This window comes from Oceanimonas baumannii, assembly GCF_002245495.1.
GTDB lineage: Bacteria > Pseudomonadota > Gammaproteobacteria > Enterobacterales > Aeromonadaceae > Oceanimonas > Oceanimonas baumannii.
Genome location: NZ_NQJF01000001.1, coordinates 1 through 14,836, shown reverse-complemented (window position 1 = coordinate 14,836; position 14,836 = coordinate 1). Strand labels below are relative to the sequence as shown.

The 14,836-nt window shown below is 56.3% G+C and carries 17 protein-coding genes and 1 tRNA gene; 14 read left to right on the top strand and 4 right to left on the bottom strand.

Going from position 1 to position 14,836, the window contains the following annotated elements; all coding sequences use genetic code 11:
* Window positions 1-2 precede the first annotated feature (2 nt).
* From B6S09_RS00090 to B6S09_RS00075, 4 genes are all read right to left on the bottom strand, one after another.
* The gene (locus tag B6S09_RS00090; protein ID WP_094276469.1) at window positions 3-764 is read right to left on the bottom strand and encodes an ATP-dependent zinc protease family protein; all 762 of its coding nucleotides are present in this window, start codon (window positions 762-764) and stop codon (window positions 3-5) included.
* Complete coding sequence (gene cmoB / locus B6S09_RS00085; RefSeq protein WP_094276468.1) at window positions 761-1,768, bottom strand: tRNA 5-methoxyuridine(34)/uridine 5-oxyacetic acid(34) synthase CmoB; 1,008 nt, start codon at window positions 1,766-1,768, stop codon at window positions 761-763. The genes B6S09_RS00090 and cmoB overlap by 4 nt, the downstream gene beginning before the upstream one ends.
* Window positions 1,765-2,493, bottom strand: a complete 729-nt coding sequence (cmoA, locus tag B6S09_RS00080) for a carboxy-S-adenosyl-L-methionine synthase CmoA (protein WP_094276467.1) — start codon at window positions 2,491-2,493, stop codon at window positions 1,765-1,767. Before cmoA ends, cmoB begins: the two co-directional genes overlap by 4 nt.
* Before the next feature lie 121 nt (window positions 2,494-2,614).
* The gene (locus B6S09_RS00075) at window positions 2,615-3,457 is read right to left on the bottom strand and encodes a DUF72 domain-containing protein (protein WP_094276466.1); all 843 of its coding nucleotides are present in this window, start codon (window positions 3,455-3,457) and stop codon (window positions 2,615-2,617) included.
* A 307-nt stretch (window positions 3,458-3,764) separates the two neighbouring features.
* Between B6S09_RS00075 and aspS the strand changes: the two genes are divergently transcribed.
* The 14 genes from aspS (at window position 3,765) to B6S09_RS00005 (ending at window position 14,786) form a co-directional block, all read left to right on the top strand.
* Window positions 3,765-5,528 (top strand): aspartate--tRNA ligase, encoded by a 1,764-nt coding sequence (gene aspS / locus B6S09_RS00070; RefSeq protein ID WP_094276465.1) that lies wholly within the window; start codon window positions 3,765-3,767, stop codon window positions 5,526-5,528.
* Between the two features lie 3 nt (window positions 5,529-5,531).
* Window positions 5,532-5,963, top strand: coding sequence for a dihydroneopterin triphosphate diphosphatase (gene nudB / locus B6S09_RS00065; protein ID WP_094276464.1), 432 nt, complete (start codon window positions 5,532-5,534; stop codon window positions 5,961-5,963).
* Between the two features lie 14 nt (window positions 5,964-5,977).
* Window positions 5,978-6,718: a YebC/PmpR family DNA-binding transcriptional regulator gene (locus B6S09_RS00060; RefSeq protein WP_094276463.1), complete on the top strand. Its 741-nt coding sequence runs from the start codon at window positions 5,978-5,980 to the stop codon at window positions 6,716-6,718.
* 213 nt (window positions 6,719-6,931) lie between these two features.
* A complete protein-coding gene (ruvC, locus tag B6S09_RS00055; protein ID WP_094276462.1) occupies window positions 6,932-7,453 on the top strand; it encodes a crossover junction endodeoxyribonuclease RuvC in 522 nt (173 codons plus the stop codon).
* A 108-nt stretch (window positions 7,454-7,561) separates the two neighbouring features.
* Window positions 7,562-8,164, top strand: coding sequence for a Holliday junction branch migration protein RuvA (gene ruvA / locus B6S09_RS00050; RefSeq protein ID WP_094276461.1), 603 nt, complete (start codon window positions 7,562-7,564; stop codon window positions 8,162-8,164).
* Window positions 8,165-8,167: 3 nt separating this feature from the next.
* A complete protein-coding gene (gene ruvB / locus B6S09_RS00045) occupies window positions 8,168-9,175 on the top strand; it encodes a Holliday junction branch migration DNA helicase RuvB (RefSeq protein WP_094276460.1) in 1,008 nt (335 codons plus the stop codon).
* A gap of 234 nt (window positions 9,176-9,409) precedes the next feature.
* Window positions 9,410-9,820: a tol-pal system-associated acyl-CoA thioesterase gene (ybgC, locus tag B6S09_RS00040; RefSeq protein ID WP_094276459.1), complete on the top strand. Its 411-nt coding sequence runs from the start codon at window positions 9,410-9,412 to the stop codon at window positions 9,818-9,820.
* Window positions 9,810-10,490 (top strand): protein TolQ, encoded by a 681-nt coding sequence (tolQ, locus tag B6S09_RS00035; RefSeq protein WP_094276458.1) that lies wholly within the window; start codon window positions 9,810-9,812, stop codon window positions 10,488-10,490. The genes ybgC and tolQ overlap by 11 nt, the downstream gene beginning before the upstream one ends.
* Window positions 10,490-10,915, top strand: coding sequence for a protein TolR (tolR, locus tag B6S09_RS00030; protein WP_094276457.1), 426 nt, complete (start codon window positions 10,490-10,492; stop codon window positions 10,913-10,915). Before tolQ ends, tolR begins: the two co-directional genes overlap by 1 nt.
* A gap of 3 nt (window positions 10,916-10,918) precedes the next feature.
* Entirely contained in the window at window positions 10,919-11,938 is a 1,020-nt protein-coding gene (gene tolA, locus B6S09_RS00025; RefSeq protein ID WP_094276456.1) for a cell envelope integrity protein TolA, read from the top strand.
* Window positions 11,939-11,940: 2 nt separating this feature from the next.
* Window positions 11,941-13,239, top strand: a complete 1,299-nt coding sequence (gene tolB, locus B6S09_RS00020; protein WP_166670258.1) for a Tol-Pal system beta propeller repeat protein TolB — start codon at window positions 11,941-11,943, stop codon at window positions 13,237-13,239.
* A 25-nt stretch (window positions 13,240-13,264) separates the two neighbouring features.
* Complete coding sequence (pal, locus tag B6S09_RS00015; protein ID WP_094276454.1) at window positions 13,265-13,792, top strand: peptidoglycan-associated lipoprotein Pal; 528 nt, start codon at window positions 13,265-13,267, stop codon at window positions 13,790-13,792.
* Between the two features lie 19 nt (window positions 13,793-13,811).
* Complete coding sequence (ybgF, locus tag B6S09_RS00010; RefSeq protein ID WP_094276453.1) at window positions 13,812-14,570, top strand: tol-pal system protein YbgF; 759 nt, start codon at window positions 13,812-13,814, stop codon at window positions 14,568-14,570.
* A 140-nt stretch (window positions 14,571-14,710) separates the two neighbouring features.
* A tRNA-Lys gene (locus B6S09_RS00005) sits at window positions 14,711-14,786 on the top strand.
* The last annotated feature ends 50 nt before the right edge of the window (window positions 14,787-14,836 follow it).

The window sequence follows — 14,836 nt, the reverse complement described above, 5'->3', positions numbered from 1 at the left end:
CTTTACTCGTTAGAAGGTTTGGGACGCTTGGGCTTGCCTTGTACATTACGGCGGGCAATATCCACTACGGCGATATCTTTCAGAAACTCGCGGCCCAGCAATACCGGATAGGTCATTTGCGAGCGATCGGCCAGGGTAAATTCGGTTTTTTCCGACAGCCGGCCAAGACGAAGGTTGAGTTCAACCACCGGGCGGCGCTCGGCTTCTTCGGCTGAGGCCTGGCGAATGCGTACATAGCGTACCAGGGGGGCTTCTACCGGCAGTTTTTCGTCCACGCCTTCATGGGCCATATTAAAGCTCACCCAGGGTTTGCCGTCCCGTTCAAACTCGGTAATGTCCTGGGCACTCAGTGATGAGGTAGTGGCACCGGTATCGATGCGGGCAGGGAACAGATCATTGACCGCATCCAGCCAGACGTCTTCGGTTTCTCCTACAATGAGCTTGCCGTCCCGGGTTTCATTCTCAGGGCCATTGTCGGTTTGCTGACTGGCCTGAGCCGGTGCAACCGCAGGCTGGGCGGCCGTCATGTGCTTTTTCAGGTTACGGATTTCCTGCTGCAAAGCGCTCATAAAGGCATGATGGTTGGTACTGAGTCGCTCATTCTGTTGCTCCATGGCGTTCACCAGCCGTTCTTCCTGGCTGGTCATCACGGCGCTGAGTTCGGGTTCGGTGACTGGCCTGGAGGCAGGCTCGGTCTGTGCAATCTGGCCGGCACAGGCACTTAACAGCAGGGGGGTAAACAATGATATCGCTGTTTTTTTCATCCTTCACTCTCTTGTGGTCTGTATTGTGGGTCTGTCGGCTTGTTGGCAACAATGATGGCACGTTTGGGAGCCGGGTAGCCTTCAATGGTTTTGCTGGCATCGTTTGGATCAAGAAAATCTGCCAGTGATTCATTGCGCATCCAGCCGGTACGCCGTTGTTCGTCCTGGGTAGTTATGTTTTCATCCACCACCCGGATATTTTCAAAACCGCATTTGGTGAGCCAGCCAACCAGTGCCGCCGAGCTGGGAATAAACCAGACGTTACGCATTTTTCCGTAGCGTTCACCGGGCACCAGCACTTGATTTTCGTCGCCGTCGATGACCAGGGTTTCCAGCACCAGTTCGCCGCCGTCGTGCAACTGAGCCTTCAGTTGCAGCAAATGATCAATGGGAGAGCGTCGGTGATAGAGCACTCCCATGGAAAATACGGTGTCAAAAGCGCGCAGCTCGGGTAAATCTTCTATGCCCAACGGCAGTAGCTGAATGCCTTTATGATTATTGGCGAAATGCTTGATGGCCTCAAACTGACATAAGAACAGCTGCGACGGATCTATACCCACCGCCATTTCTGCCCCTTCGCCGAGCATGCGCCACAGGTGGTAACCGCTGCCGCAGCCGACATCCAGTACATAGCGATACTTCAGCGGGCTGATATGGGGTTTTAACCGTTCCCATTTCCAGTCGGAGCGCCATTCGGTATCAATATGAATACCATGTACTTCAAAGGGGCCTTTGCGCCAGGGGTGAAACTGGCCCAGCAGACTTTCTATTTTCTTTTGCTCACCGGTTGATAGCGCACCGGGCTGACCGATGGCAACCTTGTTTTTCAGTTCAATATGCTGGGTGTGAATGGCGGGCAGTTTACGCAGGGCCCGGCTCCAGCGTGCCAGGTCGCCATGCTGATGCTGTTTTTGCCATTCGTGCAACTGAGCGGGCAGGCAGTGCAGCCAGTGGCTGAGCCGGCTTTTGGCGATTTGTTGATAAAAGTCGCTGAAGTCGATCATTTGATAGCCACCATGGAGCCGAAGTTAAAGCACTGAAACCACATGTCTACGTGGGCAAAGCCAATGGCGCCGAGTCGTGCCTTGTGTTGCTCGGGAGAATCGGGGCGCAGTACGTTTTCAAGGGCGGTGCGTTTCTGGCTGATTTCCAGCTCGCTGTAACCGTTGGCCCGCTTGAAATCGTGATGCAGATCGATCAGTAATTCGTTGATGGTGTTGTCTTCGCTGACAAACTTTTCACTCAAAATAAGCACCCCGCCAGGCTTGAGGCCGTTGTATATATTGCTGAGCAGGGCTTCGCGGCGTGAGGGTTCAATAAATTGCAGGGTGAAATTGAGCACCACCACGGAGGCGTTTTCAATATGAATGTCGCAAATGTCTGCTTCCAGCAGCTCGACTGCCACATCGGAGCGAAAGGCGGCCAGGTGGTTACGGGCCCGTTCTACCATGGCCGCAGAGTTATCGACAGCGACAATACGACACCCGGACTGGTTCAGGTTACGGCGCATTTCCTGAGTAGCGGCACCCAGTGAGCAACCCAGGTCATACAGCCGGCTATCGGGCTGCGCAAAGCGGGCTGTCATCATGCCGATGGCAGAAATAATATTGGAGTAACCGGGAACGGAACGTTTAATCATGTCCGGAAAAACGTCGGCTACCTGATGGTCAAAACAAAAATCACCGAGACGTTCAATGGGCGCGGCGAAGATATGATCTTTTTCTTTCATGGTGTTTGAATGCTGTGTTCGATTCACGGCCGTATTGCCGCGAAGAATGAGGGGTATTGTAAAATAAGCGCAATGGGTTGTCTTGATGAGTGCCATTCGGTGCGACAAATTCTTTTTGTGGTTAAAACAAACTTCCCTGTGCATCGGGCCGCTGGCCGGGAAACGGGGGCAGAGGTGCATTCAGGGCGCTGGCAATGGTAGCGGCCAGCGCAGGGGCTTCGCTGTTATCGGCGGTGTGCACAAACAGATAGACCGATTTGCCTTCATCCAGCCAGCCTTGCAGGCGTGGCAGCCAGGGCTGCCAGAAAACGGTGTTGGCAGCGAGTGCCGGGTTGCCGATAAAGCGGACCACCGGTGAACTGCCGGTGCTGATGATATGCACCGGTACTCTGGGCTTTTTTTGCTGGGCATCTGCCAGTGCCGGGGTGGTGGGGGCCACGGCAAACACCGGACGGGAGTCCATGATAATACGATTGACGTGCTGTTCGATCAGCAGCCGGTTTAGCCGGCGCTCTGCTTCGCCCTTGGCAAAGAAGGCCGGGTGACGCACTTCCACGGCCACCTCAAACCTTTTTGGCAGAGCCTGCAGCAACTGCGCCAGGCCATCGAGCTGTTCTGGGCCGCAGGCGGCGGGTAACTGTAGCATCAGCAGGCCCAGTTTATGATGTAAGGGGGCGAGCTGTTCAATAAAGGCCAGCGCCGGTGCAATATTGTCACCGGGTGGGCCCTGATGGCTGACGGTGGCCGGAAATTTGAACGTAAAGCGAAAGTCATCGCCGGTCATGGCGTCCCAGCGGCTCAGGCTTTGCGTGTCGGGTACACCGTAAAAACTGGTGTTACCTTCCACCGCGTTAAATACCCTGGCATAGTCGGCAAGGTGGTCGGTACTTTTCAGCCCCCGGCTCAGCAAGTTGCCCGGCCAGTCCTTGTGAGACCACTGGCTCAGCCCCAGATATAACGGCATAACACTCCTGAAAACAAAGCTATCAGCTGTCAGTTTTAAGTCGACCAAGAGTAGCTGGCAGGTCTTGTGCTGTGCTTGCTAATCTGGTCATCCTGCAGGCCGGCCGGATTTCAGGCAGGCCTCTATCATCACAACCGGCTTCGGGCTGCTGACAGCGTAAAGCTGATCGCTTACAGCTGGCGTGCAGCGGTTCGGGCGAAGCGGTTGGATCCCTCTTTGGGTTTCCGATTATACTAGCGCGCTGTTTACAGACAAATTCAAGCCTGCGGCCGGGCGTCGCAGCCAAAGCACATCATAGGAAGACTCCATGCGCACTCATTATTGCGGGCAGGTAGATGCCTCCCTGGTTGGCCAGAGCGTAACCCTCAGTGGCTGGGTTCACCGTCGTCGTGATCTGGGCGGTCTTATCTTTATCGACATGCGCGACCGTGAAGGTATCGTGCAGGTGTTTTTCGATCCCGACAAGGCGGAAGCCTACGACAAGGCCTCTGAATTGCGTGCCGAGTTTTGTGTGCAGATTACCGGTCAGGTGCGTGCGCGTCCGGAATCTCAGGTGAACAAGGACATGGCGACCGGCGAGGTGGAAATCTTTGCTCATGAGCTCACCATTATCAACAAAGCTGCGCCGCTGCCGCTGGATTTCAACCAGAACAACTCCGAAGAGCAGCGCCTGAAATACCGTTATCTGGATTTGCGTCGCCCCGAGCAGGCCCGTTTTCTGAAGACCCGCGCTCAGGTGACCAGCCGGGTGCGCCGGTTTATGGATGAGCACGGTTTTCTGGATATTGAAACCCCCATGCTGACCAAGGCGACACCGGAAGGTGCCCGGGACTATCTGGTACCGAGCCGGGTGCACAAGGGCTATTTCTATGCGTTGCCCCAGTCGCCCCAGCTGTTCAAGCAGTTGCTGATGATGGGTGGCTTCGATCGTTATTACCAGATTGTAAAATGTTTCCGCGATGAAGATCTGCGCGCCGACCGTCAGCCCGAGTTTACCCAGATCGATGTGGAAACCTCCTTCATGACTGCCGAGCAGGTACGTGAAGTAATGGAGCAGCTGGTGCGTGAATTGTGGCAGGATGTGGCCGGTGTGGATCTGGGCACCTTCCCGGTGATGAGCTTTGCCGAAGCCATGCGCCGCTATGGCTCCGACAAGCCGGATCTGCGAATTGCCATGGAGCTGACTGACGTCGCCGATCTGGTGAAAGACGTGGACTTTAAGGTGTTTTCCGGCCCCGCCAACGATGCCAAAGGCCGTGTGGCCGCCTTGCGCGTGCCCGGTGGAGCGGCGCTTTCCCGCAAGCAGATTGACGAATACGGCAAGTACGTGGGCATTTATGGTGCCAAGGGGCTGGCCTGGCTGAAAGTCAACGAGGTTGCCAAGGGGCTGGAAGGTGTGCAGTCACCCATTGCCAAGTTCCTGAGTGAAGGCATTGTGGCCGAGCTTATCAGCCGCACCGGTGCCACCGATGGTGATGCTATTTTCTTTGGTGCCGACTCCGCCAAAGTCGTGTGCGATGCCATGGGTGCGCTGCGCCTGAAACTGGGCAAGGATCTGGAGCTGGTCGAAAACAGCTGGAAACCGCTGTGGGTGGTGGACTTCCCCATGTTTGAGGAAGAAGACGACCGTCTTTACGCCATGCACCATCCTTTCACCGCGGCCAAGGACATGTCGGCCGAGGAGCTGGAAGCCAATCCGCTGACGGCTGCCGCCAATGCCTATGACATGGTGATTAACGGATACGAAGTGGGCGGTGGCTCGGTGCGTATTCACGACAATGCCATGCAGCAGACCGTGTTCCGTCTGCTCGGCATCAACGCCGAAGAGCAGCAGGAGAAGTTCGGTTTCCTGCTCGATGCTCTCAAATACGGTACCCCGCCTCACGCCGGCCTGGCCTTTGGCCTGGATCGCCTGGTGATGCTGCTGACCGGCACCGATAATATCCGGGACGTGATTGCCTTTCCGAAAACCACTACGGCGTCCTGTCTGCTTACCGATGCGCCCAGCCTGGCAAACCCCGATGCCCTTGCTGAACTGGCCATCCGTACCGAGCAGCCCAAGGCGGAGTAAGCCATGGCACATAAGCACCCGGAGTCGGTTCTGATCCTCATTCATACCGTGGATCGTGTGTTGCTGCTGCAGCGCAAGGATAACCCGGATTTCTGGCAGTCGGTCACCGGCAGCCTGGAAGCCGGAGAAAGCCGCCTGCAGGCGGCGACCCGCGAGCTGGAAGAGGAGACCGGCCTGGTGACAGGCGATGGCCTGCAGCTGGTGGAAACCGGACACCGGGTGCGTTTTGAAATTTACCCCCACTGGCGGCACCGCTACCGGCCGGGGGTCACGCATAACTGGGAATATGAGTTTCGTTTATGCCTGCCTGAGCCGCAGCCCGTGCGGCTTACCGAGCACCTTGATCAGCATTGGCTGCCTTTTGATGAGGCATTTGCCAAGGCCGGATCCTGGACCAACCGTGAGGCCATTGGCAGGCTGATAAACGCCGAATAGAGGAGACAGACGTTATGGCAGGTCACAGTAAATGGGCCAATATCAAGCATCGCAAGGCGGCTCAGGATGCCAAGCGCGGCAAGATCTTTACCAAGCTTATTCGTGAGCTGACCACAGCGGCCCGTGAAGGTGGCTCCGATGCTGCGGCCAACCCGCGGCTTCGCGCTGCCGTCGACAAGGCGCTGTCCAATAACATGACCCGCGATACCATTGACCGGGCTGTTAAGCGCGGTGCCGGTGAACTGGATGGCCAGCAGCTGGAAACCGTGGTGTATGAAGGTTATGGCCCGGGCGGTACAGCCGTAATGGTGGAGTGCATGACTGACAACCGTAATCGTACCGTATCGGAAGTGCGCCATGCTTTTTCCAAGAGCGGGGGTAACCTGGGCACCGACGGCTCGGTGGCTTACCTGTTCGAGAAAAAAGGCGTCATTAGCTATGGTGAAGCCGATGAGGAAACCTTGATGGAAGCGGCGCTGGAAGCCGGTGCCGATGATGTGGTGGTGAACGACGACAATTCCATTGATGTTTATACTCAGTGGGAAGAATTTGGAGCGGTAAAAGATGCACTGGATGCCGGCGGTCTTGTCTCTGACAATGCGGAAGTGACCATGATCCCATCCACCAAGGCTGAGCTCGATGAGGAAACGGCACCCAAGCTGCTGCGCCTTATTGATATGCTGGAAGATCTGGACGATGTGCAGGAGGTCTATCACAACGGTGATATCTCCGACGAACTGGCCGAACTGCTGTGAGGCCCTTCGGGCAGCACTAAGCTGTAAGTGGTGGTACTCGCAGGCCCGGTTTTAGCCGCAGCTGCCAGCGGGCAATGGGCCTACAAATTTTGTTGCTCCGGCGAAAGCCGGAGTCCATTCTGCAAGCTATACACGCTTTCGAATTTGAATCAATGACTCTCAGCCGGCTCGCTCAGCTTATTGCTGACAGCTTACGGCTCACAGCTGGTTTCTATGTCCATTATTCTCGGTATCGATCCCGGCTCGCGTATCACCGGTTACGGTGTAGTACGCCAGACCGGTAATAAAATGGAGTACCTGGGGTCCGGCTGCATTCGCATGACCGACGAAGCTCTGGCCCCCCGGCTCAAGAAAATTTACGACGGGGTGAGTGAAATTGTGCTGCAGTTTCGCCCGGATTTGTTTGCCATTGAGCAGGTGTTTATGGCGCGCAACCCGGATTCGGCGCTGAAACTGGGCCAGGCCCGGGGGGCGGCCATTGTGGCTGCCGCGAATGCCGGTCTGGAAGTGGCGGAGTATTCGGCGCGCCAGATTAAGCAAGCGGTGGTAGGGCAGGGAGGGGCTGGCAAGGATCAGGTGCAGCATATGGTGGTCCGGTTGCTGAGTCTGCCGGGCACTCCTCAGGCCGATGCTGCCGATGCTCTGGCGGTGGCGTTGTGTCATGGGCACACCCGGCAGAGCCTGATCAGCATGGCCGGCCAGGTACGTGGCACTGCTCGAAAACGGCTTCGCTAGGGTAAAATCGTTTTATCACGCGGTAAGCCGTCAGCGAGTTTCATGGATATTTATCCAGTTATTTATTATTCTTTGGCCCAGTTTTGTTAGGGTTAGCGGAGAGTCTCTGTGATTGGTCGGTTAAAAGGTATTATCGTTGAAAAGCAGCCCCCGGAAATCCTGCTGGATGTCAACGGCGTGGGGTATGAAGTTACCCTGCCCATGAGTTGTTTCTACGAGTTGCCCGATATGGGCCAGGCTACCACGGTACTGACTCACTTTGTGGTACGTGAAGACGCTCAGTTGCTGTTTGGCTTTAACACCAAAACCGAGCGGGCGTTATTTCGTGAGCTTATCAAGACCAACGGTGTGGGCCCCAAGCTGGCGCTGGCCATTCTGTCGGGCATGACCGCCGATCAGTTTATTCATAATGTAGAGCAGGGCGACATCACCGCGCTGGTTAAACTGCCGGGGGTAGGTAAAAAAACCGCCGAGCGGCTGGTAGTGGAAATGCGTGACCGGCTGAAAGGCTTTGGTGGCTATGACCTGTTTAACCCGGCCCCGGCATCGGCCAGTGCCGCTGGCGGTGACGGTGCCAAAGATGAAGCGCTGGCTGCCTTGCAGGCGCTGGGTTACAAGGCTGCTCAGGCCGAACAGCTGATGAAGAAAATTGCCAAACCCGGGATGGATGCGGAGCAATTGATCCGTGAAGCCCTGAAAAGCATGGGATAAGCCATGATAGAAGCAGATCGTTTTATCAACCCGGCCCCCCGCCAGGAAGAAGAAGCCATTGACCGTGCCATACGGCCCAAAGCCCTCGCAGAGTACCGTGGTCAGGATCATGTACGCGGCCAGATGGAAATCTTTATTGAAGCGGCGCGCCGGCGGGAAGAGGCGCTGGATCACCTGCTGATCTTTGGCCCTCCTGGTCTTGGTAAAACCACACTGGCCAATATTGTTGCCAATGAAATGGGAGTGAGCATCAAGACCACCTCGGGCCCGGTGCTGGAAAAGGCCGGAGATCTGGCGGCCATGCTGACCAACCTTGAACCTGGCGATGTGCTGTTTATTGATGAAATACACCGTCTGAGCCCGGTGGTTGAAGAAATTCTTTACCCGGCGATGGAAGATTACCAGCTTGATATCATGATCGGTGAAGGTCCTGCTGCCCGCTCCATCAAGCTGGAGCTGCCGCCTTTTACCCTGGTAGGGGCTACCACCAGGGCCGGGTCACTGACGTCACCGCTTCGGGATCGTTTTGGCATCGTACAGCGGCTGGAGTTTTATCAGGTGGCGGATCTGGCTCATATTATCAGTCGCAGTGCCGGCAAGCTGGGCCTGATGATCGACGACGATGGTGCCTTTGAGATGGCTCGCCGCGCTCGGGGAACCCCCCGCATTGCCAACCGGTTGCTGCGCCGGGTGCGTGATTTTGCCGAGGTGAAAGGAAGCGGGGCCATTGATGCGGCCATTGCCGCCCAGGCGTTGGATATGCTCGATGTCGACAAGCAGGGCTTTGACTACATGGACCGCAAGTTGCTGATGGCCGTGCTCGATAAGTTTATGGGCGGGCCGGTCGGCCTTGATAATCTGGCCGCGGCCATTGGTGAGGAAAAGGAAACCATCGAGGACGTGATTGAGCCTTACCTTATTCAGCAGGGCTTTTTGCAGCGTACTCCCCGCGGCCGACTGGCCACCCCCCGAGCCTATCTGCATTTTGGCTTTGATTTGCCCGAGGCCTGAGAGTAACGGGAAGTTGACAACGGGAAGCCGGAAGCAGGCTTGGCGTCAGCCGCACCCGCACGTCCCACACCTGCCAAACAAGGCTACTTACCACTGCCGACTGCTCGTTCAGAGTTTCCCCGCTAGGGTGCGCGGCGGGTCAATCAATGTCGTTCGGTGTGGTGGACTTCTTCTTTCATGACGCTGACTTAGGTATAGTAGCCCCATCTTTTTGGCCGGATTTCCGGGATCTGCATGTCTCAAACGCCGTTTCACTGGCCGGTGCGTATCTATTACGAAGATACTGATGCCGGCGGCATTGTTTATAACGCCAACTACCTGAAATTTATGGAAAGGGCCCGAACCGAATGGCTGCGTCATCTGGGGGTTGAGCAGGATAACCTGCTGGAGCAGGGAATTGCTTTTGTGGTTCGCCGGGTTGAAATGGATCTGCGCCGGGCAGCCCGTTTCAATGATGCATTAACGGTCACCGTTACGGTGAAAATGCTTAAACGTGCCTCTATTGTGTTTGAGCAGGAAATTCTGGATCATGCGGGCCTTTGCTTGGTGAAGGGCGAGATCGTGATTGCCTGTGTAGATATCACTAAAATGAAGCCTTTTGCCATTCCTGAGTCACTGATGGGAGTATTGTCGGGTGCACGCTGAAATTTCATTTATAGGTCTTTTCTGGCAGGCCAGTCTGCTGGTTAAACTGGTTATGCTGGGGCTGGTGGGGATGTCAGTGCTGTCCTGGGCATTGATCATTAATCGCCGCCGGGTGCTGACATCGGCTCGTGCCGAAGCAGAAAAGTTTGAAGACAAATTCTGGTCTGGTGCTGATCTCAGCCGGCTCTATCATGAATCCAATGCCCGACGTGACAGTCTGGCGGGGATGGAGCAAATATTTCACTCCGGCTTTCGCGAGTTCGTCCGGCTGCAAAAGCAGGGCCGTCCTCAGGATACCATTCTGGAAGGCACCTATCGTACCATGCGGGTGGCCTTGTCCCGGGAAGTAGACCGGCTGGAAACCAATTTGTCGGTACTGGCGACCATTGGCTCCATCAGCCCTTACATCGGTCTGTTCGGTACCGTATGGGGTATTATGAATGCCTTTATTGCGCTGTCTGAGATTAAGCAGGCCACGCTGGCCATGGTGGCACCCGGTATTGCTGAAGCCTTGATCGCGACCGCCATGGGTCTGTTTGCGGCCATTCCAGCGGTTATTGCTTACAACCGTTTCAGCTATCAGGTGGAACGTCAGGAAAATCATCTGGCCAACTTTATGGATGAGTTCTCCACCATCCTCAACCGGCAAGTGACTACAGGTAATCAGTAATGCAGAGCTATCAGCGCAAGCGGCGCAAACGCGTGGCGGAAATCAACGTGGTGCCTTATATCGACGTGATGCTGGTGCTGCTGATTATCTTTATGGCTACGGCCCCGGTGATTACTCAGGGTGTTAAGGTGGACTTGCCGCAAGCGGAGGCGGAGCTGCTGCCGGAAGACAGTGAGACGCCGCTGGTGGCGTCGGTCGATGCCGAGGGCCGCTACTTTCTGGACGTGGGTGAAAGCCGGGACGAGGCGGTGGATTTGCTGGCGCTGGCCGAGATGGTGCAGCAACGACTGGCCACGAATCCCAAGGCACCTGTGGTGGTACAGGGTGATGCCAATGTGCGCTACGACGCGGTGATCCAGCTGATGGCAACCCTCAAGGCAGCGGGCGTGCCCAGCGTGGGCCTGATGACCCAACCGGAGCAATAAGGCGTGTTCAGAAACCAGAGTGGTGGCATTCGCAAGGCGCTGGTGATTTCGCTGGGGCTGCATGTGCTGGTTGGTGTGTTGTTTCTGGTGGGGGTGAATCTTACTACCCCCAAGCGGCCGACCCAGGCTGCCTCCATTATTGAAGCCACCATGATCGATGATGGCATGGTGGCAGCCCAGGCCGAGCGGCTTGCCGAAATGCAGGCGCAGCGTGATGCCCGGCAGGCTGCCGAACAGGCACAGGCGGATGCCGAACGCAAGGCCGCCGAGGAAGCTGAACGCCAGGCGGCAGAGCAGGCCGCAGCGGCAGAACAAGCCCGTCAGGCCGAGCAGCAACAAGCCGTTGCTGAGCAACAGGCCAGGGCGGAAGCGGAGCGTCAGCGGGTACTGGAGCAGCAACGCAAGGCCGAGGAAGCCCGCAAGGCGGCAGAAGCGAAGAAGCAGGCGGAAGCCGAGGCAGCCCGCAAGGCGGCAGAAGCGAAGAAGCAGGCGGAAGCCGAGGCAGCCCGCAAGGCGGCAGAAGCGAAGAAACAGGCGGAAGCCGAGGCAGCCCGTAAGGCGGCAGAAGCGAAGAAACAGGCGGAAGCCGAGGCAGCCCGCAAGGCGGCAGAAGCGAAGAAACAGGCAGAAGCCGAGGCAGCTCGTAAGGCCGCAGAAGCGAAGAAAAAAGCGGAAGCCGAGCAGGCCATGAAGGATCTGGAAGCACTGATGGGAGGCTCGGCAGGCGGCTCATCATCGGCGGCGTCGGCGGCAGAAGTGGATCGTTACACCGGCATGATTATTGCCGCCATTCAGCGTAACTGGCTGGTGGCGCCGACCATGGTGGGCAAGCAGTGCCGTATTAATATCCGGGTTGCTCCCGATGGTCTTATTCTGAAAATAGGACAGGGTCAGGGGGATGCAGAGGTGTGCCGCTCAGCGGAGCTGGCTATTCGCAAAACGGGCACACTGCCTATGCCCAAGGATCCAAAAGTGAACAAAGAGCTGCAAAATCTGAATTTAACCCTGATACCGAGGCTTTGATGATGACAAAACGATGGTTGTGGTTATGGCTGCCATTGCTGATGCTGGCAGGACGAGCCCAGGCGGCACTGGATATCGTAATTACCGGCGGCATAGACAGTGCCCGGCCGGTGGCGGTATTGCCCTTTGAGTGGACCGGTGGAGGAGCTGTTCCTCAGGAGTTGTCGGAAGTGATCGGCAATGACCTGCGCAACAGCGGTATGTTCCGTCCGCTAGAGCGCAACGCCTTGCCCCAGAGAGTATCCCGTGCCGACCAGCTTGATCCCGGTCTGTGGCGCTCCCGTCAGGTCGAAGCGGTGGTCATGGGCAGTATTGCTCCGGCAGGTAATAATCAGTATCGCATTAGTTTTGAACTGGCTGACGTATTGGATACGAATGGTGCCAAGCTGCTGGAAAGCCGCAGCGCGACTGTGCCAGCCGCTCAGCTGCGGCAGTACGCTCATCGCGTTGCAGATATCGTATTTGAGAAACTGACCGGTATTAAAGGCGCTTTTCTTACCCGTATTGCCTACGTGACCGTGCAGCACGGAACCCAGTACCCGTATCAGCTGATGATTTCCGATTACGACGGATTTAATGAGCAAGTACTGCTGCGTTCGCGTGAACCGCTGATGTCACCAGCCTGGTCACCGGATGGCCGGAAACTGGCTTATGTTTCTTTTGAAAACAAAAAAGCCGAGATTGTGGTGCAGGACATTTACAGCCAGCAGCGGCAGGTAGTGAGCTCTCAGCCCGGTATTAATGGTGCACCGTCCTGGTCTCCCGATGGCAGCCGGCTGGCGTTGGTACTATCCAGAGATGGGCAGCCTGAAGTGTATGTACTCGATCTGGCCAGCCGCCAGTTGACCCGTGTCACCAATAACCGCACAATCGATACCGAGCCGACCTGGTCGGCAGACGGGAAAAGTATTTATTTTGTCTCTGAGCGGGGCGGGCGACCGCAGGTTTACCGCGCCGAGCCGGGTAGCGGCAATGCCCGCCGTGTCACCTTTGAAGGTGATATGAATCTTGGCCCTCGTATTACGGCAGACGGCCAGAATATGGTGCTGGTCAGTCGTGCTCAGGGACAGTACCGTATTGCCCGACAGGAGCTGGACAGCGGACATCTGCAAGTGTTGACCGAAACACGACTGGATGAGTCTCCAAGCCCGGCGCCTAACGGCACCATGATCATCTATAGCACCACCTATCAGGGCCGTCAGGTTCTGTCTCTGGTGTCGATGGATGGTCGCTTCAAGGCCAGGTTGCCGGCCCGCAGCGGCGATGTCCGTTCACCGGCTTGGTCACCGTTTCTAAACTAGAAATTGCTTTTTCTAAGGAAAAATCATGCAAATGAAAAAACTGCTTCAGAGCCTGGCGGTTGCACTTCCCATGTTGACCCTGGCTGCATGTAGCTCTACCAGCGATTCCGATGCCATGACCGGAACTGATGGCAGCTACCAGGACGGTGGCGTACAGACTGGCGGTATTCAGACCGGTGGTGCACTGTCTGCTGAAGAGCAGATGCGCCAGCAGTATGAAGCCCTGCGTCGTGAAAACGTGATTTACTTCGAGTTTGACCGGGATGAAGTGACGGGTCACTATGCTCAGGTGCTGGAAGCCCATGCCAGTTTCCTGCGTTCCAATCCCAACGTGAGCATTCTGGTTGAAGGTCATGCCGACGAACGCGGTACGCCCGAATATAACATTGCACTGGGTGAGCGCCGTGCCAAGGCTGTGACCAGCTATCTGCAGAGCCTGGGTGTCAGTGGATCTCAGCTGGCTGTAGTCAGCTACGGTGAAGAAAAACCGCTGGATACTTCTCGCAGCGAAGCCGGTTTTGCTAAAAACCGCCGTGCAGTACTGGTTTACTAAGGATATACCCGGTTAAATTATGATTAAATTTGCGGCCATTTCGATGGCCGCTGTTTTATCCACCGCCAGCTGGGCTCAGGCCCCGGTGGTCAGTGTGGGTGGCAGCGGCTCAGTAAACGAGCGTCTGGCTGAGCTGGAGCGGGGTTTTAGTGCCCGCAGTCAGGCGCAGATAGAACAACAGCGTCAGCTGAATGCCATGCAGCAGGAGCTGAGCGAGTTACGCGGCTTGCTGGAAGAGCAGAGCTATCGGCTGGAGCAGGTGATAGAACGCCAGCGCAGTATGTTGGTGGCCCAGCAGGAAGCCGCATCGGTACCGGCTGCTGACGCTGTCTCAGCAAGTGAGCCGGCCAAGCGTTCCGGTTCGGAAACCGGTGGCAATGCAGCTGCTTCGACAGCTGCGGGGGATGAGCAGGAGGCCTACGACCGAGCGGTTAACCTGGTGTTGCAGGATAAGGACTATACTGCCGCCATTCCGGCTTTTGCCCGTTTCATTACGCAATATCCCGAGTCAACCTATGTCCCCAATGCGCATTACTGGCTGGGACAACTGCTTTATGCTCAAAAGCGCTTTGATCAGTCCAAAGCTCAGTTTGCCCGGGTAGCCGAGGCGTACCCCAAGTCAAACAAGCGTGCCGATTCACTGCTGAAACTGGGGCTGATTGCCCGGGAACAGAACGCAGATGCTCAGGCCCGGCAGTATTTTGAACAGATCTTAAGTGAATATGCTGCCAGTAGTGCTGCACGTCTGGCTCAGGAACATCTTAATACGATGAAATAGCCGGCGATCTGACGAAAAAGTGTGAGAGTCGGCTGATCCTTGAGCAAACAGAATAAAATGATAATTTAGCTGTTGCGTCATACAATTAAATCCGTATTATAGGCCGCCGTTGGCAGGGGACAGCAAGTCACCCAGCAAACGGGTCGTTAGCTCAGTTGGTAGAGCAGTTGACTTTTAATCAATTGGTCGCAGGTTCGAATCCTGCACGACCCACCAGATTCCCGGACGCTTAGCTCAGCCGGGAGAGCACCTCCCTTACAAGGAGG

Excerpts from the sequence above, each read along its gene's own strand:
- ybgF (WP_094276453.1), top strand. The coding sequence starts at position 13,812 with ATGATTAAATTTGCGGCCATTTCGATGGCCGCTGTTTTATCCACCGCC.
- tolR (WP_094276457.1), top strand. The coding sequence starts at position 10,490 with ATGCAGAGCTATCAGCGCAAGCGGCGCAAACGCGTGGCGGAAATCAAC.
- B6S09_RS00060 (WP_094276463.1), top strand. The coding sequence starts at position 5,978 with ATGGCAGGTCACAGTAAATGGGCCAATATCAAGCATCGCAAGGCGGCT.
- pal (WP_094276454.1), top strand. The coding sequence starts at position 13,265 with ATGCAAATGAAAAAACTGCTTCAGAGCCTGGCGGTTGCACTTCCCATG.
- tolB (WP_166670258.1), top strand. The coding sequence starts at position 11,941 with ATGACAAAACGATGGTTGTGGTTATGGCTGCCATTGCTGATGCTGGCA.
- B6S09_RS00090 (WP_094276469.1), bottom strand. The coding sequence starts at position 764 with ATGAAAAAAACAGCGATATCATTGTTTACCCCCCTGCTGTTAAGTGCC.
- cmoB (WP_094276468.1), bottom strand. The coding sequence starts at position 1,768 with ATGATCGACTTCAGCGACTTTTATCAACAAATCGCCAAAAGCCGGCTC.
- B6S09_RS00075 (WP_094276466.1), bottom strand. The coding sequence starts at position 3,457 with ATGCCGTTATATCTGGGGCTGAGCCAGTGGTCTCACAAGGACTGGCCG.
- aspS (WP_094276465.1), top strand. The coding sequence starts at position 3,765 with ATGCGCACTCATTATTGCGGGCAGGTAGATGCCTCCCTGGTTGGCCAG.
- ruvB (WP_094276460.1), top strand. The coding sequence starts at position 8,168 with ATGATAGAAGCAGATCGTTTTATCAACCCGGCCCCCCGCCAGGAAGAA.
- ruvC (WP_094276462.1), top strand. The coding sequence starts at position 6,932 with ATGTCCATTATTCTCGGTATCGATCCCGGCTCGCGTATCACCGGTTAC.
- ybgC (WP_094276459.1), top strand. The coding sequence starts at position 9,410 with ATGTCTCAAACGCCGTTTCACTGGCCGGTGCGTATCTATTACGAAGAT.
- nudB (WP_094276464.1), top strand. The coding sequence starts at position 5,532 with ATGGCACATAAGCACCCGGAGTCGGTTCTGATCCTCATTCATACCGTG.
- cmoA (WP_094276467.1), bottom strand. The coding sequence starts at position 2,493 with ATGAAAGAAAAAGATCATATCTTCGCCGCGCCCATTGAACGTCTCGGT.